The organism is Variovorax glucosi (assembly GCF_051216695.1).
Lineage (GTDB): Bacteria > Pseudomonadota > Gammaproteobacteria > Burkholderiales > Burkholderiaceae_C > Variovorax.
The window spans coordinates 1222890-1243568 of sequence record NZ_JBPJZE010000002.1; the positions used below are offsets into that span (position 1 = coordinate 1222890).

Genomic DNA, 20679 nt, shown 5'->3' on the forward strand with positions numbered 1-20679 from the left:
GGTTAACGCCGCTCCACCGCGTCCCACCGCACCAGACGCCCGCGGTCCATCACGCCGATCCGATCCGCCATCGTCTGCGCCTCGACATGGTTGTGCGTGACCAGCAATGCAGTCTGCCGCGCCTGCTTCAGGATGTCGCGCACCTCGGCAGAAAGGCGTTCCCGCATCGCCCCGTCCAGATTGGAGAACGGCTCGTCGAACAGCAGCAGCGCAGGCGAGGGCGCCAGTGCGCGGGCCAGCGCGATGCGTTGCTGCTGTCCGCCGGACAGTTCGTGCGGATGCCGCCCGCCCGCTTCCGCGAGTCCGACGAGCGCCAGCAATTCGGCAACGCGCCGTTGCTGCTCCGAACGCGGCAGGCGGCGCAATCCGAAAACCACGTTCTGCGCTGCCGTGAGATGCGGAAACAGCGCGTACTCCTGGAACATCATTCCGACGCGGCGCCTCTCCGGCGGCAGATGGATGCCCGTCCCGGACAGCACCGTTTCGCCGAGCCGGATGCGTCCCGCGCGAGCCGGCTCGAAACCGGCAATGGCGCGCAGCACGGTCGTCTTGCCGCAACCCGACGGTCCGAGCAGGCAGCCGATGCTCCCCGCTGCGAGAGAAAGCGAGAAGCCGTCGACAACGGTGACGGTCTTCTGCGGGCCGTCGTAGGCGAGGCGGAGGTCCTGGATCTGCAGTGCGGTGGTCATGTCGTGACGATCGAATCCTTGGAGACATCGGATGTCCGCGCCAGCAACACGACCGGCAGCAGTCCGGCCAGCACGATACCGAGCGCCGCGATGGCACCTTCCTCGTAGGTGCCGCGCGCGGCCTCGGCATACAGCCAGGTTGCCAGCGTGTCGAAGTTCGCCGGCCGCAGCAGCAGGGTGGCGGGAAGTTCCTTCATCGCATCGACGAAGACCAGCAGCGCGCTGGCTGCGATGGCCGGGCGCAGCAGCGGAAGATGCACGCGTCGCAGGGTGCCGGAAGGGCGCTCGCCGAGTAGGCGCGACGCCATTTCCAGCGCGGGCGGAATGCGGGCCAGGCCCGCTTCGATACCGCCGACCGGCATCGCGAGAAACCGGATCGTGCAGGCCACGACCAGTACCACGCCGAGGCCCATCAGCGGCAGTCCCGGCAGGCTCAGCAGGCCGGCCAGCCAACCATCGAAAGCCAGCGCGGGCGTGAGCAGGCCGATCGCCAGGACGGTGCCGGGCAGGGCATAACCAAGCATCGCGACCCGCGCCTGCCAGCGTGCAGGATTGCGCATCGAGCCGGTACTGCGCGCCGTCCATGCGACCACCAGGCCGACGCTCACCGCGATAGCCGTCACGCCGAGAGCCAGCATCAGCGTGTTGCCGAGGCTGGCGACAAGGCCTTGCGACAGCCCGTGTCCTTGCCGCAGCCGTTTGATCGTTTCCCAGACCAGATACGCAGCCGGCGCGACGAAGCCGATCAGCACCGGCAAGGTGGCGACGAAGGTCGCCGCCCATGCAGCCGCACCGTGAAGGCGCCGCGGCTGCATGGCGCGCATGCGTTGTGCGGAGCCGTAGCGGCGGTTCTTGCGGCCATGGCGTTCCAGCATCACCAGCGCGATCACGACGACCAGCATCGCGCAGGCGATCTGCGCCGCGCCCGCGAGGTCGGAGCGCGAAATCCATGTCGTGTAGACGGCCACCGTCAGCGTGTTGACGCCGAGGAATTCGGATGCGCCGATGTCGTTCAGCGTCTCCAGCAAGGCCAGGCTCAGCCCCACCGCGATGGCCGGTCGCGCCAGCGGCAGCGCGACGCGCGCGAATGCGCCGAAACGCCCGGCACCGAGCGTGCGCGCGGCTTCCATCAGATGCGCCGGCTGCGTCATGAACATGGCGCGCGCCGTCATGTAGACGTACGGGTAGAGCACGAAGCCGAGCACGAAGATCGCGCCGCCCATCGAGCGCAGGTCCGGCAGCCGGAACTGGCGCGGGCTGTCGTAGCCGAGCATCCAGCGGATCGCGCCCTGTATCGGACCGATCGGATGCAGCAGGTCGAGGTACGCGAAGGCGACGATGTACGTCGGCATCGCCAGCGGCAGCAGCAGCGCCCAGTGCAGCACGCGTCGGCCGGGAAAATCGGTGCTGCTGACCAGCCAGGCGCAGCCGGTGCCGATCAGCAGAACCAGCGTGCCGACACCGGCGAGCAACAGCGCGGTGTTGAGCGCCGCATCGGGCAGCACGTAGCTGAACAGATGCGCCCAGTGCGAAACGTCCGCGCCGAGCGCCAGCCACGCCAAAGTGGCCACCGGCGCCAGGACGCCGATAGCCACGAGCAGCGTCGCGAGACGCCAGAGAGGTCCGGCCGCGCGCAAGCCGCGCGGCATGAAGATCACCTAGATCACTTGTCGAAGCCGACCTTGTCGATCAATACGCTGGCTTGCTTCCGGTACTTCGCGATCTCGGTCAGCGGCAGCGGATCGACCTTCAGTTCGCCGATGGTCTGGCCGATGATCGGATCGAGCGCGACGCCCTTGCGCACCGGGTACTCGTAGTTGGCTTCCGCGTAGAGCGACTGGGCGGGTTCGGACACCAGGAACTCCAGCAGCTTGACCGCATTCGCCTTGTTCGGCGAACTCTTCGCGACCGCCGCGCCGCTGATGTTCACGTGCGTGCCGCCGCTCTTGGCATTCGCGAAGGTCGGACGGATCACCTTGATCGCATCGCCCCACTTGCGCGAATCGGTGCCTTCCTTCGACGACTTCATCTGGCCGACGTAGTACGAATTGGCCAGGCCGACATCGCAGATGCCGCCGAGGATGTCGCGCGCCACGTCGCGGTCGCCGCCGGTCGGCTTGCGGGCCAGGTTGGCCTTCACGCCGCGCAGCCATTGCTCGGTTTTGGCTTCGCCGTCATGCGCGATCAGCGATGCGACCAGCGCCGTGTTGTAGGGATGCTGGCCGGCGCGGATGCAGACCTTGCCCTTCCACTTCGGGTCGGCCAGGTCTTCGTAACGGAAGTTGCTGATCGCCAGGCCCTTGTCTGCATACAGCACGCGGGCGCGCATCGAGAGCGCGAACCACTGGCCGTCCGCACCGCGCAGGTTGGCCGGAATGGCCGATTCGAGCGCAGCCGATTTCACCGGTTGCGTCACGCCGCCTTCGACCAGGTCGAGCAGGTTGCCGACGTCGACCGTCATCAGCACGTCGGCAGGCGAACGCGCGCCTTCGGCCTTGACGCGTTCCAGCAGACCGTCCTTCACGAATACGGTCTTGACTTCGACCTTGCTCTGGGCGGAGAAGGCGGCGATCAGCGGCTGGATCAGCGCCGGTTCGCGGGTCGTGTAGAGGGTCAGTTCTTCGGCGGCATGCGCTGCGGTGGCGGCAGACATCGCGGCCACGGCGACGCAAACGGAAGCAGCAGCGGAGATGGCAAGGGAAGGGGCTCGCAGTGCGCGCCCGGTCGCGCGAAGGCGGTCGGTCATTTGGGAAGGTCTCCGGGATTGAAACGATTCTGGTCGGGCAAGCCGATGCGAATAATTATCAACTCGGTCCGGTTGCAACCGGTTCGATGGCCCTACGCAGCAGGGACTTATTTGTCGCTGGCGAACGTCGACAGCACCGCCATGCCGGACGCCGCCATCTTCGCCTCCCGCTTCGCCAGCGCCGCCGCATTCGCCACGTCTTCTGTTCGATGCAGCGAACCCGGCGCCACCCTGACCGACCCGATCGATAGCGAAATGAACGGAAAGCGGCGCCGCGTACCGTGCCGGTCTTCCGCATCGATGCCGCCAGCCAGGCGGTCCGGCTCGTCGTAGAGGCTGGCGGCGTGCCGCGCGAACTCGTCGATCGTGCGGCGGCATCGGGACTCCCAGTCATCGCTCTGGAACAGCGCGATGAAGTCGTCGCCGCCGACGTGGCCGATGAAGTCGTGGCTGGCGTTGCAATTCGCCTTCGCTATCTCGGCGACCTTGCGGATCACCTCGTCGCCTCGCCAATAGCCATAACGGTCGTTGAACGGTTTGAAGTGGTCGAGGTCGATGTAGGAAGCGACGAAGCCCTTGCCGCTCGCCAGCAACCGGCCGATGTGCAGGCTGATCGGGATGTTTCCCGGGAGAAAGGTCAGCGGGTTGGCATGCCGCGCGGCTTCGATCCGCGTCTCTGTGACGGCGCGGACGAGCCGGTCGCCGGTGCCCAGCCCGAGGTACTGGCCGGCGTCGGTAATGATGAAGCCGTCGCTCAGGTAGCGCTGGTCGTCGGAGGTCAGGATGCCGATCAGTTCCTCGACGTCGTGATCCAGCTCGACGATGCGCGGCGACCGGTTGGCGAAATCGATGGCGAAGCGGCGCCCGTGCACCTCGCGGAAATACAGGCGTGCGTATTCGTTCATGAAGTCCTGCCGGTTGATCAGCGCGACCGGACGTCCGTCCTCGACCACGGCGACCGCATGCAGATCGAGCCGTCGCTGGAACAGCGCAGCGACCTCGTCGTTGGTGGTCGTGAGATGGATCTCCGGCGCCTGCACGATCGGGAAGCCGCGCAGCGCACCCGAACGCGCCTGCGCGGTAGGGGTCGGCATCACCGCGATCCTGCCGTCGACGAGCACATCGACGGCGGCGGCCAGCGGTGCATCGACGGGCGCAGGCATCGGGCGGCCGAGGAAGTAACCCTGCCCATAGCCGACGTCGAGATCGCGCAGCACGCGCAGGTCGTCGCCGGTCTCGATGCCTTCGGCCACCAGTTCGGTACCGAAAGCCTCGGCGATCCTCCGTATCGCCCGCACCATCTCGAAGTTCTCGCTGGTGGTGGCGATGGCGCGGGTGAAGAACTTGTCGATCTTCACGAAGTCCGGCTTCAGCTCCGCCCACAGGCGCAGGCTCGAATGACCGTCGCCGAAGTCGTCGAGCGCGATATGGATGCCCATCGTGTGCGCGATGTGGATGGCGCGTTTCAGCGCGACCATGTCGGTCGACGGATCGCGTTCGGTGAGCTCCACGACCAGCACGCGCGACGCGACCTGCGCGCGGTTCAGCATGCGTTCGAGAAGGCAGGGCGCAAGCCCGAGCGTGCAGCGAGAAAGTGCATCGGCGCTCATGTTGACGAAGAGCCTGCCCGGTTGGGCCAGTCGGCCCCAGGCTTCCAGCGCCGCATCTACACAACGCAGCTCGAACTCGATCTGCAGGGATTCGCGTGCAGCGGCGTCGAGCAGTTCGGCGGGCATGTGAAGCGCGCTGCCCGCCGGCCCGCGGATCAGCGCCTCGTGGCCGAAGACCTCGCCCTGTCTCAGCCGCACCAGAGGCTGGAACACCGGATGGAGTCCGCCGCCGTCCATCAGGTGCCGGAGTGGGCCGCGATGCCGCGGTTCGACCGCGCGCAGGGGCGGTCGCTGGGATGTGTGCATCGCGCGCATGGTGCCGTCGTCGTGTGACGGCCGGAAGACGCCTCCAAGCCTGTGAGCTCAGCGCTTGCAGATACCCAGCACCAGTTCCTGCTCCGAGCAAGGCCGCGCCGGCGGCTTCGGCCTCTCCGGCGTGGCAGAAACCGTGGTGGCCAGTGGCGGTGCCGCCTTCGCGGCGATGCAGCCGCGCAATCGTCTTTCCATCGGCCCGAAATAGCGCCAGCCCTGATTGAGCGGCGGCAATTCAAGCTTCACCTGTTTCCACTTGGGATGGCCGTTGACCTGCAGCTTGTCGAAGTTGATGCACAGGCTGTCGGCGAAACGGGTCAGGTCGCCGACGGTCGAGCGCAGGTTGTAGTCGTAGGTCACCAGATAGGCCTTGACCGTCAGGCTGGGCACATCGGCGGGCAGCCATGTTGCATAACTGCTCGCGCGGATCGTGGCTGGAAAGTAGGTTTTCTTCGCGCGTGCGGTTTCCGGGGCCGTGTCGTCCAGCTTGAGCAGCTTGATGTAGTTGCGCGCCTCGGCCTTCATGTCCGCGAAAAGCTTGGCCGGCTGCCCGGCGATGATCACGACGACATCGATCGACTTGTCGACCGTGAGTTTTGTGAGCGCTTCTTCGTTGCTCAGGTATTGCCTGTTCTCGACCGGCATCGGTTCGCCGAACATCAGCTGATAGACGGTGCGCGACGTCAGCGCGGTGCCGCTGCCGAGCGGGCCGATGCCGATCTTCTTGCCCTTGAGCTCGTGGATGTACTGCAGCGGCGAATCGGCGCGGACAACGAAATGGATCTCTTCGTCGTAGAGCGGCATCACGACGCGAAGCGGCCGGATGATGTCGCCGGCCTCGGCATTGCCTGTTTTCGCCTCGTCCAGGAAGGCCTGGTACACATCCGACTGAACCAGCGCGAGCTTCACGCCCGGTTCATAGCGCATGCGTTGCACGTTCTCCGCCGAGCCCTTGGATTCGAGCGCTTCGAGCGAGATGGCGGCAGGCTCCGCCACGTACTTGCCGAGGTCGCGGCCGATCTCGATGTAGGTGCCGGTCTTTGAAGCGGTGACGATCTTGTAGGGCACTTCGGACGCGGCGCCGGCGGACGATGCGAAAACGGCGCACGCTGTCAGGATCAGCGGCATCAGCATGGACGGGATGGACATTTCTGATCCTTCGTTGGCGGGTGAGTGAATCGCTAGTGCGACTGGCAGAGCGACATTGCCGCAAGTGCTTCCTTGCATTCGGCGGAGGAGGAGGAGGTGGAGGAGGAGGCCGGCGGTGCCGGCTCTGCGGACGGTGCCGCAGACGCTGGTGCTTCCGGTGCCTCCGGAGCTTTCTGCAATGTCTGTGGCGTCGCTGCGGTCTGCTCGAAACCGAGCGACCTGGAAGCGCTGGTCGCGGCGGCGCTGAGCTGTTCGCGGCGTTCTGCCTCGTCGCGCATGCGCTGGTCGAAGCTTTCCCTGAGCGCCAGCACGCCGGGATCGCTGGTCTGGGTGGCGTCGAAGAGCCCGAAGGCGCGTCCGGCACCTGCGAGGTCGCCGCGATCGAGCGCGTTGCGCAACTGCGTGACGGCCGCATCGAAGCCTTGCAGCCGGTCGGCCTCGCTGCGCTTCGCGCTGTAGTGGTTAACGCCGAGCAGCAGGCCGAGGGCTGCCAGGAGCAGAGCAGCCAGCACGCCGACGATCGCGCCGATGGGACGTCGCGCGCCGGACCCGGATCTGCCGTCCGCAGACGTCGGCGTCCGGCTCGCGAGATCGGCATCCGGCTGCACGGGACCTGCGATGCGCGGACCGAGCCAGCCGACCCCTTGCGCAGTGCCCGAAGGCGCATCGGCCGCGTTGGCGGCGACGCGCTGATCCTTGCCGCAGGACGGGCAGAAGAGCTCGCCTTCCTGGAAAAGCGCGTCGCAATGTACGCAGGGCACAAGGAACGAAGTATCCAGATCGGCCAGTTTGTCTACCGGAATCAGCGGCGGGCCTTTTGTCTCGAATATTGGCTGCAGTGGCAACAAAACGTAAACCTGATATTGGGGTGCATCCAGTCGCGGACTGTTCGTGTAGTCGAAGTATGTCGCCCGAATAACGCAATTGAACAGAGACGAGCGGCATATGCCGGACGGGCTACGGTCCGCGAAGGCTAACAAACCCCTGACTCCTTCAAACCAAGGAAATTACCTATGCCAAATCTCAAGAACCTTCGTCCGCTGGCGCTCATCGCCGCAGCTGCCCTTGCGGCCTGCGGTGGCGGCGGTGGCGGTAGCGACGACGGCACGCCGACGACGCCCGGCACCCCCGGCGATACGGTCGCCATCACGGCTTCGGGCCGCGTCATCTCCTTCAATCGTGCGGCGCCGTCGACGTTGTCGACCAGCGGCGTCGTGCAGGGACTCGTCATCGGCGAGGCGCTCATCGGTATCGATACGCGGCCTGCAGACGGACTGGTGTATGCAGTGAGCACGCAGGGCCGCATCTTCACGCTCGACATCGTCAGCGGCGTCCTGACCTCCAGGGCGCAACTTTCCGTGCCGCTCGCAGGAACCCAGTTCGGCGTCGATTTCAATCCTGTCGCCGACCGGCTGCGCATCGTCAGCAACACCGGACAGAACCTGCGGGTCGACGTCGGCACCGGCACTGCGACGGTCGACGGCGCCATCAACGGACCGGCTGCCAGCATCACCGCTTCGGCCTACACGAACTCATTTGCCGGTACGACCGCCACCCAGCTCTACAACCTGGGCGCCTCCGGCACGCTCTACCTGCAGGACCCGCCGAACAACGGCACGCTTGCCAACCCGGTACCGATGAACGTCACCTTCAGTACCAGCAACGGTTTCGATATCGATCCGCGCACCAATGTCGGCTACGCCGCTCTGGCCGTGGGTGGAGCAACGCAGCTGTACACCGTGCCGCTCACTGGCACCGCGGGCGCGAAGCTGATCGGAACGATCGGCGCCGGTGAAGCCGTCACCGGCCTCACGCTCGTGCAGGCCGCCGCGCCGCGCGCGTTCGTGCTCACGGAAGGCTCGCGTCTCGCGAGCTTCGCGCCGTCCGCCCCGAACACCCTGTCGGCGTCGGTGGCGATCAGCGGACTGGCCGGCAACGAGCAGGTGGTCGGCATCGACTTCCGTCCGAGCAATGGCCGGTTGTATGCACTGACCAGCCAGGCCCGATTGCTGACCGTGATACCGGAAACCGGTGTCGCGACGGCCGTCGCCACATTGGCCGCCGACCCGACGGATGCCACGCTGCCGTACGCAGGCCTGACCGGCACGCGATTCACCGTCGACTTCAACCCTGTAGCCGACCGCCTGCGCGTCATCAGCGACAGCGGCCAGAGTCTGCGCATCAACGTCGACACCGGCGTCACCATCACCGACGGTGCCATCAACCGTGCTGCTCCGGCTGTCGTCGTGGCGGGCGCCTACAGCAACAGCTTCGCCGGTACTACCGCGACCGACCTGTTCGACCTCGAAACCAACGCCAACGTCCTGGCCCGCCAGGTGCCGCCGAACGACGGAACGCTGGTCAACATCGGTCCGTTGAACGTCGCGTTGAACGGGCAGGGCGCGGTCGACATCGCAGGCGGTGCGAACGGTCTGGTGCTTGCGGCTCTGCGGCCGACCGGCGTTGGCGCGTTCGGCCTGTACACGATCTCCCTGACTACCGGCGCGACCACGCTCTACGGCAACGCGTCGGGCAACGCAGCGCTGTCGCTGATCGGCGGTGCTGCCGGACCGGTGGTCCGGGATATCGCGATCCGGTTCTGAGCGGCTGATCGCCTGATCGTCTGACGCGTCCGGACTGCGAAAGAGCCGGGCTGCATCTTTTCCAAGGATGCGGCCCGGCTTTTTCTTCGTCTTCGTAGTTGCATATGCAATGGTTGTACCTACAATGATCGACATGAACGCAATGCCAGCGGCGACCGAGTCCGCCACCGCCACCGCCACCGCCACCCCCAGGCAGCCGCAAGGCTGCACCAGTTTCAAGGTGCGGCAGTTCATGCGGCGCGTCTCGCAGCACTACGACGCCGAGATATCGCAGAGCGGCCTCAAGACGACGCAGTACTCGTTGCTGTCGCACGTCATGAAGCTCGGTCCTTTGCGCCCGGTCGATCTGGCGGCGGCCATGAAGATGACGGCGTCGACGCTCAGCCGCAACCTGCAGCCGCTGATTGCCGCCGGCTGGCTGACGATGGGCGCGGGCGCCGACTCGCGCAGCCGTCTGGTGCAGATCACGCCCGACGGCATCGCAAAGCGTCTCGAAGGACAGAAGCACTGGAAAGTCGCGCAGCAGACGTTGAACGAGCGGCTCGGCATGGACCGCGTGCTGGCACTGCATTCGCTCATCGACGACTCGTTGGATCTGCTCGGCCTGCCTGGTGAAGACGCCCAGGCGGCGCACGACGACTGACCGACCCACCGACTCCGCAGGAATCCCATGCTCGCCCAACGACTTTCCCTGTGGCTGCAGCGCCGCGGCATCCATTACGGCTGGGTGGTCGCCGCGATCACGTTCCTCACCATGCTGACGATGTCGGCTGCGCTCGGGTTGCCCGGCGCGATGATGCAGCCGCTCGGCAAGGAGTTCGGCTGGAGTACCGGCGAGATTTCGTCGGCGCTGGCGTTGCGTTTCGCGCTGTTCGGGCTGATGGGGCCGTTCGCGGCGGTGTTGATGGAGCGCTACGGCTTGCGCGCGGTCATGTGCGTCGGTCTCGCGCTGGTCGGCTCCGGCATGGCGCTGGTCACATTCGCCTCGCAGTTGTGGCAACTCTTCATCGTCTGGAGCCTGATGCTCGGCGTCGGAACCGGTCTGACGGCGCTGGTCCTCGGTGCGGTGGTCGCCAACCGCTGGTTCGTCGGGCGCCGCGGACTGGTCGTCGGCATGCTGACCGCCAGCGCCGCGACCGGGCAGCTGGCATTCCTGCCGGTGGCCGCCTGGATGATCGAGCATTGGGGCTGGCGTTCCGCCGTGACGCCGGTCTTCGTCGGCGCCGCGCTGATCGGCGCGCTGTGCCTGGCCTTCGTGCGCAACCGGCCTGCGGACATCGGCCTGCTGCCCTACGGCCAGACGCCGGAAGCTGCAGCCGCCGCTCCCAAGGTCGTGCCCATGACCATGACATGGCGCACGCCGTTCCTCACGCTGCGCGAGGTATCGGGCAACCGCACCTTCTGGATACTGGCCGGTACTTTCTTCATCTGCGGGCTGAGCACCAATGGCCTCGTGCAGACGCACTTCATCTCCCTGTGTGGCGACAACGGCATGTCGGCGGTGCCTGCCGCGTCGGTGCTGGCGATGATGGGCGCCTTCGACTTCGTGGGCACCATCCTCTCCGGCTGGCTCTCGGATCGCTACGACAACCGCAAGTTGCTGTTCTGGTACTACGGTCTGCGCGGGCTGTCGCTGTTCTGGCTGCCGCATTCCGAATTCACCATCTATGGCCTCGGCATCTTCGCGATGTTCTACGGCCTCGACTGGATCGCCACCGTGCCGCCAACGGTCAAGCTGGCGGGCGCCGAATTCGGTGCGCAGAAGGTGGGGCTGGTGTTCGGCTGGATCTTCGCGGCGCACCAGCTCGGCGCCGCCACTGCCGCGTACGGCGCCGGCTTCGCGCGCACGCTGCTCCTGACTTACACGCCTGCGCTCTACGCCGCCGGCGCGGCCTGCCTGATCGCGGCGCTGGTAGTCATGGCGATCCGCAGGCCCGTTTCTTCGGCAGCACCGGCCTTGCGCGTCAATGGAGCCGCACGATGAGCGCCGTCATCGATCCGCGCACCCGCCTGCTGCTCGAAGCGCCGATCGTCCCGACACTGCTTCGCCTCGCCGCGCCCAACGTGCTGGTGATGGTCGCGCAGGCCGCCGTCGGCCTGATCGAGACCTACTTCGTCGGCAAGCTCGGCACGAATGCGCTGGCCGGCATGGCGCTGGTCTTTCCGGTCGTGATGCTGATGCAGATGACATCGGCCGGTGCGATGGGCGGCGGCATCGCATCGGCCATCGCGCGTGCGCTCGGCGCGGGTCGGCGAGATGTCGCCAATGCACTCAGTGTGCATGCGATGGTGATCGCACTCGGCTTCGGCGTTGCGTTTTCGCTGGCGCTGCTGTTCGGCGGGCGCTGGCTTTACGCGCTCATGGGTGGCACCGGCGCCGCGCTGGACGCGGCAATGACGTATTCGAACTTCGTCTTCGCAGGCGCGGTGCTGGTGTGGATGTTCAATGCGCTGGCGGCGGTGATCCGGGGCACCGGCAACATGGCTGTGCCCGCCAACGTCACCGTGGCGGGCGTGGTGGTCCTGATTCCCCTGTCGCCGCTGCTGATCTTCGGCTGGGGGCCGCTGCCGGGGCTCGGCATCGCCGGCGGAGCGCTTGCGCTGTTGATCTATTACCTGGCCGGGACGCTTGCGCTGCTGTTCTACCTGCGCTCGCCGCGCAGCCTGATCAGGCTGACGCTCGGCGGGTTGAAGCTGCGCTGGGCGCTGTTCCGCGACATCCTCCGCGTCGGGCTGATCGGCGCCGTGTCGACCGTCGCGACCAACCTGTCCATCGGCATCGCGACCGCGCTCTCGGGCCATTTCGGTTCCGGAGCCATCGCCGGCTACGGCACGGCATCGCGACTCGAATACCTGCTGGTGCCGCTGGTGTTCGGGCTCGGTGCACCGCTGGTTGCGATGGTCGGCACCAGCATCGGTGCCGGAAACCGCGAGCGGGCCTTGCGCGCGACCTGGATCGGTGCCGCCATCGCCTTCGTTTTGACCGAAACCATCGGCATCGCGGCGGCACTTTTTCCGATGCAGTGGCTGCTGCTGTTCGGCGACGACCCGGCCATGCTCGAAGCCGGCGCGCATTACCTGCGCGCGGTCGGACCGATGTACGGATTCTTCGGTGTCGGGCTGGTGTTGTATTTCGCGTCGCAGGGTGCGGGGCGCCTGCTCTGGCCGGTACTCGGCAATCTGGCGCGGCTGGCAGTGGCCGGCATCGGCGGCTGGCTGGCGCTGCGCTGGACGGGTGAACTCACGCACGTGTTCGTCGCGCAGGGTGTGGCGCTCGTCGTGTACGGCATCGTGATCGCCTCCGCGATTGCCGGCGGCGCATGGTTCGGCCGCGTCGGCTGGCCATGCACGACCGAAACGCTTCTGCGCCGGTTGCAGCTTCGGCCGCGCACGTCCTGATCAGGCGTCGGGCTCCATCACGCTTTCATGAAACCGCTGGGCAGCCGATGTTTGCGCGTCGGGCGGAAGCACCAGCGCGATGCCGATGGCGGTCTGCGATCCGGCGCCGGTGAGCGGCTTGAATACGATGTTGCGCGTGGTGTGCCGGGTTGCGACCGAAGGCACCAGCGCGACGCCGAGTCCGCTTTCGACCAGGCTGATGACGGTCTGCACCTGCACCGCATCCTGCTGCACGCGCGGCAGGAAGCCGGCCTGCTGGCATGCGAGCAGCGCGGCCGCATGCAGGCCCGGAACCTGGTCGGCGCTGTACATCACGAACGGCTCGTCGGCCATGTCCGCCAGCGTGAGTTTCCGCTTGCGCACGAGCTTGTGACCGGCCGGCAGCGCTGCGACGAAAACATCGCGCTCGACCGGGAACACACGTGCCTTGCAGACCCGGCCGATCGGAAAGCGCACCAGCCCGAGATCGATGTCTCCGCTCTCCACCCGCGCGACGATGTGCGCGGTGGTGGATTCGGCCAATGCCAGCTGCACGCCCGGATAGCGCTTCCGGAAGCGCGGCAGCACGCGCGGCATCAGCGCATAGGTAGCCGAGCCGACGAAGCCGACGCGCAGCGTACCGGCCTCGCCGCGCGATGCGGCCTGCGCTGCCCGCGCGAACTGCTCGCTGTGGAAGACCGCGCGCCGCGCATCGTCGAGCGCCGCCGCTCCGGCCAGCGTCAGCTCGGTCCCGCGCCGGTTGCGTTCGAACAGGGGCACGCCGAGCCGGTCCTCCAGCCTGCGGATCGATGCGGACAGCGGCGGTTGCGACATATGAAGCCGTTCGGCCGCCCTGTGAAAATTGAGCGTTTCTGCGAGCGCGATGAAGTGGCGCAGCTGGCGAGTGTCCATGAAGCTTCTCCCTTGATCCTGAAAAGGTATCACAGCGTCGATATTTGATATTGGACGGCAGCGGCTCGACTTTGCAGAATGCCGAGCAGGAGACAAAAAGATATGACACTTCCCTTGCAGGGTGTGAAGGTGATCGACCTTTCGAGCGTGGTGTTCGGCCCGTTGGCCAGCCAGACGCTGGCCGACTACGGTGCCGACGTGATCAAGGTCGAGCCGCCCGAAGGCGATTCCACGCGTCACACCGGGCCGACGACCGAAGTCGGCATGGCTGCGGTCTTCCTGGGCAGCAACCACAGCAAGCGCAGCGTGGCGCTCGACCTGAAGCAGCCGGCTGCGCGCGAGGCGCTGATGGCATTGCTGGTCGATGCCGATGTCTTCATGCACAGCATGCGACCCCAGAAGCTGGCGGCGCTCGGCATCGACGTCGATGCCTTGCGCTCGCGCTTTCCGCGGCTGGTGTATGCGGGTCTGCACGGTTTTTCCGATGGCGGCCCGTACGCAGGCCGTCCGGCGTACGACGACGTGATCCAGGGCATGTCGGGGTTGGCATCGCTGATGGAAGAGCAGAGCGGCGAGGCGCGCTACCTGCCGGTGATCGCAGCCGACAAGACCTGTGCGCTGGTTGCTGCGCAGGCCATCATGGCTGCACTGTTCCGGCGCGAGCGCACGGGGGAGGGCTGCTTCGTCGAGATACCCATGTTCGAAACCATGGTCGGCTTCAACATGGTGGAACACCTCTACGGCCGGCACTTCGAGCCGCAGCTGGCGAGCGCAGGCTACCCGAGGGTATTGACGCCCTGGCGCCGGCCCTGGCGCACGGCCGACGGGCACGTCTGCATGATGCCTTACACCAACCTGCACTGGCAGCGCTTCTTCGCCGAGGTCGGGCAGCCGGCGCTGGCGGAAGACACGCGCTTCGTCGACATCGCTACGCGCACCCGCCACATCGGCGAACTGCTGGAGATCGCCGGTGGATTCGTGGCGCGCGGCACGACAGCCGAGTGGCTCGATATCTGCGAACGGCTGGAGATTCCCGCCGCGCCGGCAAGCCGCCTGGACGATCTTCCCGACGATCCGCATCTCGTCGCGACCGGATTCTTCACGCGACTCGACGACTCGCGGATGGGAACGCTGCGCTTTCCCGGCGTGTCCGTGAAGTTCGACGGCGTCCGGCCCGATGTCCGCATGCCGCCGCGACTCGGCGAGCACACGCGACAGGCGCTGCTTGCCGCCGGACTGCCGGCGGCGCAGGTCGAAGCGCTGATTGCGAACGGCGCCGCGCGTGCGATGAAGGAGCCGTCATGACGCTCCCCGTCTTCTCGTCGCAGGACGAGGCGCTGCCGCGACTCGGCCAGGGCTTCGTCTGGCAGGACCTCGCGGTCGGCCTGCGCATGCGAACCTTCCGCCGCACCATCACCGAGACCGATCTCGTCAGCTTCATCGGCGTGACTGGCATGCTCGAGGCGATCTTCATAGAGGAAGGCTACGAAGGCAGCGCCATCGTCGGCCGTCCTGTTCCGGCAGCGCTCACCTACACGCTGATCGAGGGCTTCATCCTGCAGACCATGATCCAGGGCACCGGGCTGGCGATGCTCGAACTGGTCCAGAAGATCCATGCGCCGGTGCGTGTCGGCGACCGCATCGAAGCGACGGTCGAAGTCACCGGCATCCGCCCGACATCGAAGGGCGGGCGCGCAGTCGTCGATTCGCGCATCGAGGTCTTCAACCAGCACGGCGCCTGCGTGATGACGTACGACGCACGGCGGCTGCTGGCCGGGCGCAGCGGCAACGGATAGGCCGTTCGCTTCCGGTTGCGTCACTCATAAAAATCAACGGAGACAAGACACATGCCATTCATCGCCCATCGACGCAATTTCAACAGCGCGATCGTCATGCTTGCCGCGCTCGCGGCATCCTCTGCCTTCGCCCAGGGCGCAGCGGCACCGCCCGGTACGTACCCGACGAAACCGATCACGATGGTCGTGCCATTCCCGCCGGGCGGACCGACCGACCTCATCGCCCGGGTACTCGCGCAGACACTCGGCGAACAATTGGGTCAGCCGGTGCTGGTCGATAACCGGGGTGGTGCCAACGGCAACATCGGCGCCAACTACGTCGCCAAGGCGCCGGCCGACGGCTACACCATCCTCTACAACACCTCGTCGATCACGCTGAGCCCTTCGCTCTACAAGAACGTGCCTTACGACGTGTCGAAGGACTTCACGCCGATCGCATCCGTCGCGGTCGTGCCGCTTGGGCTGGTGATCAATCCGTCGGTGCCCGTAAACACCATCGGCGAATTCATCGCCTATGCCAAGGCGAACCCCGGCAAGCTTTCCTATGGTTCCGCCGGCAACGGCAACGTGACGCATCTCGGCGCATTCCAGTTCGTGCAGGCCAACGGCATAGAGGCGACGCATGTGCCGTACAAAGGCAGCGCACCGGCCGACGTCGATCTGGTCGGCGGGCAGATCCAGTTCATGACCGACACGGTCAACTCCGTCATGCCTTTCGTGCGCGACAAGCGGTTGAAGATGCTCGCCGTGACCACTGGCAAGCGCATGGCTTTGTTCCCCGATGTGCCGACGCTGGCCGAGTCCGGCATGCCGGGTTTCGAGGTCGGTGCGTGGCAGGGCGTGATGGCACCGTCCGGCACGCCGCCGGCGGTCGTGACCCGGCTCAATGTCGAGATCGTCAGGGCGCTGAACAGCACGGCCGTGCGTGAGCGGCTGGCGCTGCAGGGCGCGGAGCCGCTGGGCTCGACGCCGGCGGCATACGGCGCCTACGTGCAGAAGGAGCTGAAACGCTGGGCCGGCGTGGTCAAGGCGACCGGCGTGACGCTGGACTGAATGCACGGAGATCGTCATGCCATTCATCCGCACACTGTTCTCCCTTGCATGCGCGCCGGTCGTCGCCGCGCTTTTCATCGTCTCGACCGGACCGGTTGCGGCAGCCGACGAGTTCCCGTCGAAGCCGATCCGCTTCGTCGTCCCGTTCCCGCCCGGAAGCGGCACCGACACCTCGGCGCGCTACTTCGGGCGCAAGCTGCAGGAACTCACCGGGCAGCCGGTGGTGGTGGAGAACAAGCCCGGCGCCAACGGCTTCATTGCGGTGAAGACGGTGCTCGCCGCGCCGGCCGACGGCTACACCGTGTTCGTCGGCAGCAATTCGACGCTGGCGGTCAACGTGGCACTGTTCAAGTCGCTGCCCTATGACCCCGTGGCCGACCTGGCGCCGCTGACGATGATGATGCGATCGCCGGCGCTGCTCGTCGTGCCCGCCGCATCCGAATACAAGACCCTCGCCGAGCTGGTCGCCGGTGCCAGGGCCAAGCCGGATGCGCTCAATTATGGCGCCGGTTCCGCCGGCTATCAGCTGATGGCAGAACTCTTCAACGACGCCGCCAGGGTGCAGACGCACCATGTACCGTTCAAGGGCGCCGGAGAGGCCGTGATCGCGGTCGTCGCGGGCACTGTGAACATGGCCTTCGCGGAGATCACCAGCGTGCAGGAGCTGGCCAAGGCCGGCAAGGTGCACGCACTGGCTGTCGCCGCCGACAAGCGCGTGCCTGCGATGTCGTCGGTGCCCACCGCGTCCGAGGCCGGTCTGCCGGGTTTCACCGCCTATACCTGGGTCGGCGCGATGGTGTCGTCGAAGACGCCAAGAGCCGAAACCGACAGGCTCGCCGAACTGCTCACCCGCATCGAGAAGATGCCCGAGACGCGCGAGTTCTACGAGCGCATTGGCGCCGAAGTCATGCAGGGTGGTCCCGAGGAAATGCGCAGCTTCCAGGCTACGGAAATCCAGCTGTGGAGGCGCATCGCGGTCAAGGCGAACGTCGAACAGCAATGACGACGGGCGCGCTGTCACACATCCGCGTGCTCGATCTGTCGCGCGTGCTTGCCGGTCCCTGGGCCAGCCAGACACTCGGCGATCTCGGTGCCGAAGTCATCAAGATCGAGCGCCCCGGCAGCGGCGACGACACCCGCCGCTGGGGCCCGCCGTTCCTGAAGGACGAGCACGGCAGCGACACGCGCGACTCGGCCTATTTCCTCTGCGCCAACCGCAACAAGCAGTCGGTCGCGATCGACTTCACGCAGCCGGCGGGGCAGGCGCTGGTACGCGACCTGGCGAAGCGCTGCGACGTGGTCATCGAGAACTTCAAGGTCGGAGGGCTCGCGCAATACGGACTCGATCACGCGTCGCTGCAGGCGGTGAATCCGCGGCTCGTCTACTGCTCCATTACCGGCTTCGGCCAGACCGGGCCGTATGCCGAACGGGCCGGCTACGACTTCCTGATGCAGGGCATGGGCGGGCTGATGAGCATTACCGGCCGCGCCGACGGAGAGGAGGGCGCTGGACCGGTGAAGGTCGGTGTCGCGCTGACCGACATCCTGACCGGTCTCTACGCCAGCACCGCGATCCTGGCCGCGCTGCAGTCGCGCGACCTGACCGGCATCGGCCAGCATATCGACCTCGCGTTGCTCGACGTACAGGTCGCCTGCCTTGCCAACCAGGGCATGAACCATCTCTACGGCGGCACGCCCAGGCGCATGGGCAACGCGCATCCGAATACCGTGCCGTACCAGGACTTTCCGACTGCGGACGGTTTCATGATCCTGGCGATCGGCAACGACGGGCAGTTCGGCAATTTCTGCCGCGCGGTCGATCGCGGCGAGTGGGCCGACGACGCGCGCTTTCGAACCAATGCAGATCGCATCGTGCATCGCGCAGCGCTCGTCGGTCTGCTGCGCGAGATCACTTCGACGCGCACGACGGCCGACTGGATCGCGTTGTTCGAGAAGGTCGGCGTGCCCTGCGGGCCCATCAACACCGTCGCGCAGGTCTTCGACGATCCTCAGGTGAAGGCGAGGGGAACGCAGATCAGCATGAGCCATCAGGCCGGCGGCGACATACCTCTGGTGGCGAGCCCGCTGCGCATGTCGCAGACGCCGGTGCAGTACCGCCTCGCGCCGCCGCAGCTGGGACAGGACACCGGCGATGTCCTGGCTGGCTGGCTCGGCATGTCGGCGGAACAGATCTCGGATCTGAAGGAAAAAGGAATCGTGGAATGAGTGCCTTGAATTCGCTGTCGATGACGGCCATACCGCCCGAGGACGAAGCGCTGCGCGCGCCGGTCCGGGCGTTTCTCTCGGTGGCGCTGGCGAAGGTGCCGGCGCATGTTCGCGCCAAGTCGTGGTCGGGCTACGACACCGAATTCAGCCGTGAACTCGGCCGGCGCGGCTGGCTCGGCATCACCCTGCCGGAGGAGTACGGAGGCGGCGGTCGCAGCGCCTTCGCCCGGTATGTGCTCGTGGAGGAATTCCTCAACTTCGGCGCCCCGGTCGGCTCGCACTGGATCGCCGACCGCCAGAGCGGACCGCTGATCCTCAAATACGGTACAGAGGCGCAGAAGCGCCATTACCTGCCGCCGATCTGCCGCGGCGAATCGTTCTTCTGCATCGGCATGAGCGAACCGAACGCCGGATCCGATCTCGCCAGCGTGCGCACGCGCGCCGTCAAGACCGGAGAAGGCTGGACGCTGAACGGTCAGAAGATCTGGACCACCAACGCGCACCACTGCCAGTTCATGATCGCGCTGGTCCGCACTTCGGGCGATGCGCAGGACCGGCAGAAAGGCCTTTCGCAGGTCATCGTCGACCTGTCGCTGCCGGGCGTGACGGTGCGGCCCATCGCGGATTCGTCCGGCGATGCGCATTTCTGCGAAGTCTTCTTCGACGACGTGAAGCTCGGCGACGAAGCGTTGATCGGCGAGGAAGGCAACGGCTGGGCTCAGGTGACGGCCGAACTCGCCTTCGAGCGCAGTGGGCCGGAGCGGCTGTTTTCCAGCATCGTGCTGTTCGACGAATGGCTGGCGTTCGTGCGCACGGATGCCGGCCGCACGCCTGCATCCGTGCGCCTTGCCGGGAAGGTGCTGAGCCAGCTCGCGCCATTGCGGGCGATGTCGCTGGCCGTCACGCAGAAGGTCGCGGCGGGCGAGAGCCCGGTGGTCGAGGCCGCGCTGGTGAAGGACCTCGGCACCGGCGTCGAACAGCTGATTCCGGCGGCCATCGCCGACGATCTCTATGCGCGGGACATCACCGCAGTTCCGCTCGAATTGCTGCGCACGCTGGACTACGTGACGCAGGTCGCACCTTCTTACTCGCTGCGCGGCGGCACACGCGACATCTTGCGCGGAATGATCGCGCGCGGCCTCGGCCTGCGCTGAATGGACTTCCCATGAACGACACCACCAACCAGCTCACCGACGCGTTACGCGACCTGTTGAACGACCATTGCACGCTGCGGCATGTGCGCGACATCGAGTCCGGCCGGTCGGCTCGTCCTCTTTGGGACGCGCTCGAAAGCTCCGGCTTCGCCGACGCGCTGCTGCCTGAATCGCACGGAGGCGCCGGCCTGTCGCTGGCCGACGCGTTTTCTCTGGTCGAGCTGTGCGGAAGCTTCGCGCTGCCGGTGCCGCTGGCCGAGACGATGATCGCGCGTGCATTTCTCTGTGCCGCCGACGTGCAGCCTCCGAAGGGCAGCATCGCACTGGGTCGCCTGCTGCCGCAGGACGACCGGAACGCCGTCTGCGAACGCGTGGCCTGCGGTCGCACCGCCGACTGGGTGCTCGCTGCACAGGCCGATGGCTGCGTGCTGTTGCCGACGGCCGCTGCGACGAAGACGGACGCGGTCTTCGTGCTCGACGCGACGCTCGGCTGGAACGCGGCTGCGCGCGCCGAAGCGCTGTCGTTGCCGGTCGCCTTCAACGTGCGTCTCTTCCAGGCCTGCCTCGCCGCAGCACAGCTTTCGGGCACGCTGATGGCCGTGTTCGACCGCACGCTCCGGTACGCCAACGACCGCAACCAGTTCGGCCGGCCGATCGGCAAGTTCCAGGCGATCCAGCATCAGCTGGCCGTCATTTCCGAGCACGTCTTTGCCGCGCGCATGGCAGCACAGATCGGCTGTCGCGCGGTCGGTTGGGAGCCGGAACCGATGCGGGTGGCGGTCGCGAAGTCGCGCACCGGCGAGGCAGCGCTGGAGGTCGCGTCGCTGAGCCATTCGATCCACGGCGCCATCGGCTTCACCGAGGAATTCGACCTGCAGATCTTCACGCGACGCCTGCATGCCTTGCGGCAGGTCGGCGGCTCCGAGTCGTACTGGCACGACGTGCTGGGCAGCGCGCTGCTCGACGCGCGCGACAGTCTCGCGCTGGATGTGATCCGCACCGTCACCGACATTGCCTGAACGACCCGGATTCAAACAACCCAAGGAAACCG

18 protein-coding genes are annotated in these 20679 nt (G+C 66.6%); 11 read left to right on the forward strand and 7 right to left on the reverse strand.

Going from position 1 to position 20679, the window contains the following annotated elements; translation table 11 throughout:
• Positions 1–2 precede the first annotated feature (2 nt).
• From ACSFA3_RS13940 to ACSFA3_RS13965, 6 genes are all read right to left on the reverse strand, one after another.
• Entirely contained in the window at positions 3–689 is a 687-nt protein-coding gene (locus ACSFA3_RS13940; protein ID WP_435506036.1) for an ABC transporter ATP-binding protein, read from the reverse strand.
• Complete coding sequence (locus ACSFA3_RS13945; RefSeq protein WP_435506228.1) at positions 686–2338, reverse strand: ABC transporter permease; 1653 nt, start codon at positions 2336–2338, stop codon at positions 686–688. Before ACSFA3_RS13945 ends, ACSFA3_RS13940 begins: the two co-directional genes overlap by 4 nt.
• A gap of 14 nt (positions 2339–2352) precedes the next feature.
• On the reverse strand, positions 2353–3435 hold the full coding sequence (locus ACSFA3_RS13950; RefSeq protein WP_435506037.1) for a Fe(3+) ABC transporter substrate-binding protein: 1083 nt from the start codon (positions 3433–3435) through the stop codon (positions 2353–2355).
• A gap of 107 nt (positions 3436–3542) precedes the next feature.
• The gene (locus ACSFA3_RS13955; RefSeq protein WP_435506038.1) at positions 3543–5360 is read right to left on the reverse strand and encodes an EAL domain-containing protein; all 1818 of its coding nucleotides are present in this window, start codon (positions 5358–5360) and stop codon (positions 3543–3545) included.
• Positions 5361–5408: 48 nt separating this feature from the next.
• Positions 5409–6506: a TAXI family TRAP transporter solute-binding subunit gene (locus ACSFA3_RS13960; protein ID WP_435506039.1), complete on the reverse strand. Its 1098-nt coding sequence runs from the start codon at positions 6504–6506 to the stop codon at positions 5409–5411.
• A 32-nt stretch (positions 6507–6538) separates the two neighbouring features.
• Entirely contained in the window at positions 6539–7351 is an 813-nt protein-coding gene (locus ACSFA3_RS13965) for a zinc ribbon domain-containing protein (protein WP_435506040.1), read from the reverse strand.
• A 168-nt stretch (positions 7352–7519) separates the two neighbouring features.
• Here ACSFA3_RS13965 and ACSFA3_RS13970 point away from each other — a divergent pair, with 168 nt between their 5' ends.
• The 4 genes from ACSFA3_RS13970 (at position 7520) to ACSFA3_RS13985 (ending at position 12508) form a co-directional block, all read left to right on the forward strand.
• Entirely contained in the window at positions 7520–9109 is a 1590-nt protein-coding gene (locus tag ACSFA3_RS13970) for a DUF4394 domain-containing protein (protein WP_435506041.1), read from the forward strand.
• Positions 9110–9251: 142 nt separating this feature from the next.
• On the forward strand, positions 9252–9752 hold the full coding sequence (locus tag ACSFA3_RS13975; protein WP_435506229.1) for a MarR family winged helix-turn-helix transcriptional regulator: 501 nt from the start codon (positions 9252–9254) through the stop codon (positions 9750–9752).
• 27 nt (positions 9753–9779) lie between these two features.
• Complete coding sequence (locus ACSFA3_RS13980) at positions 9780–11093, forward strand: MFS transporter (protein ID WP_435506042.1); 1314 nt, start codon at positions 9780–9782, stop codon at positions 11091–11093.
• A complete protein-coding gene (locus ACSFA3_RS13985; RefSeq protein ID WP_435506043.1) occupies positions 11090–12508 on the forward strand; it encodes an MATE family efflux transporter in 1419 nt (472 codons plus the stop codon). Before ACSFA3_RS13980 ends, ACSFA3_RS13985 begins: the two co-directional genes overlap by 4 nt.
• Here ACSFA3_RS13985 and ACSFA3_RS13990 read toward each other — a convergent pair whose 3' ends face one another.
• Complete coding sequence (locus tag ACSFA3_RS13990) at positions 12509–13399, reverse strand: LysR family transcriptional regulator (protein WP_435506044.1); 891 nt, start codon at positions 13397–13399, stop codon at positions 12509–12511.
• A gap of 102 nt (positions 13400–13501) precedes the next feature.
• Here ACSFA3_RS13990 and ACSFA3_RS13995 point away from each other — a divergent pair, with 102 nt between their 5' ends.
• From ACSFA3_RS13995 to ACSFA3_RS14025, 7 genes are read left to right on the forward strand one after another with little or no spacing between them, the layout of a single operon-like run.
• The gene (locus ACSFA3_RS13995) at positions 13502–14704 is read left to right on the forward strand and encodes a CaiB/BaiF CoA transferase family protein (protein WP_435506045.1); all 1203 of its coding nucleotides are present in this window, start codon (positions 13502–13504) and stop codon (positions 14702–14704) included.
• Complete coding sequence (locus tag ACSFA3_RS14000) at positions 14701–15195, forward strand: MaoC family dehydratase (RefSeq protein WP_435506046.1); 495 nt, start codon at positions 14701–14703, stop codon at positions 15193–15195. Before ACSFA3_RS13995 ends, ACSFA3_RS14000 begins: the two co-directional genes overlap by 4 nt.
• Before the next feature lie 51 nt (positions 15196–15246).
• On the forward strand, positions 15247–16248 hold the full coding sequence (locus tag ACSFA3_RS14005) for a Bug family tripartite tricarboxylate transporter substrate binding protein (RefSeq protein ID WP_435506047.1): 1002 nt from the start codon (positions 15247–15249) through the stop codon (positions 16246–16248).
• A 16-nt stretch (positions 16249–16264) separates the two neighbouring features.
• Positions 16265–17251, forward strand: a complete 987-nt coding sequence (locus ACSFA3_RS14010; RefSeq protein WP_435506048.1) for a Bug family tripartite tricarboxylate transporter substrate binding protein — start codon at positions 16265–16267, stop codon at positions 17249–17251.
• Positions 17248–18474 (forward strand): CaiB/BaiF CoA transferase family protein, encoded by a 1227-nt coding sequence (locus ACSFA3_RS14015; RefSeq protein ID WP_435506049.1) that lies wholly within the window; start codon positions 17248–17250, stop codon positions 18472–18474. The genes ACSFA3_RS14010 and ACSFA3_RS14015 overlap by 4 nt, the downstream gene beginning before the upstream one ends.
• The gene (locus tag ACSFA3_RS14020; protein WP_435506050.1) at positions 18471–19628 is read left to right on the forward strand and encodes an acyl-CoA dehydrogenase family protein; all 1158 of its coding nucleotides are present in this window, start codon (positions 18471–18473) and stop codon (positions 19626–19628) included. The genes ACSFA3_RS14015 and ACSFA3_RS14020 overlap by 4 nt, the downstream gene beginning before the upstream one ends.
• 11 nt (positions 19629–19639) lie before the next feature.
• Positions 19640–20647 (forward strand): acyl-CoA dehydrogenase family protein, encoded by a 1008-nt coding sequence (locus ACSFA3_RS14025; protein WP_435506051.1) that lies wholly within the window; start codon positions 19640–19642, stop codon positions 20645–20647.
• Positions 20648–20679 lie beyond the last annotated feature (32 nt).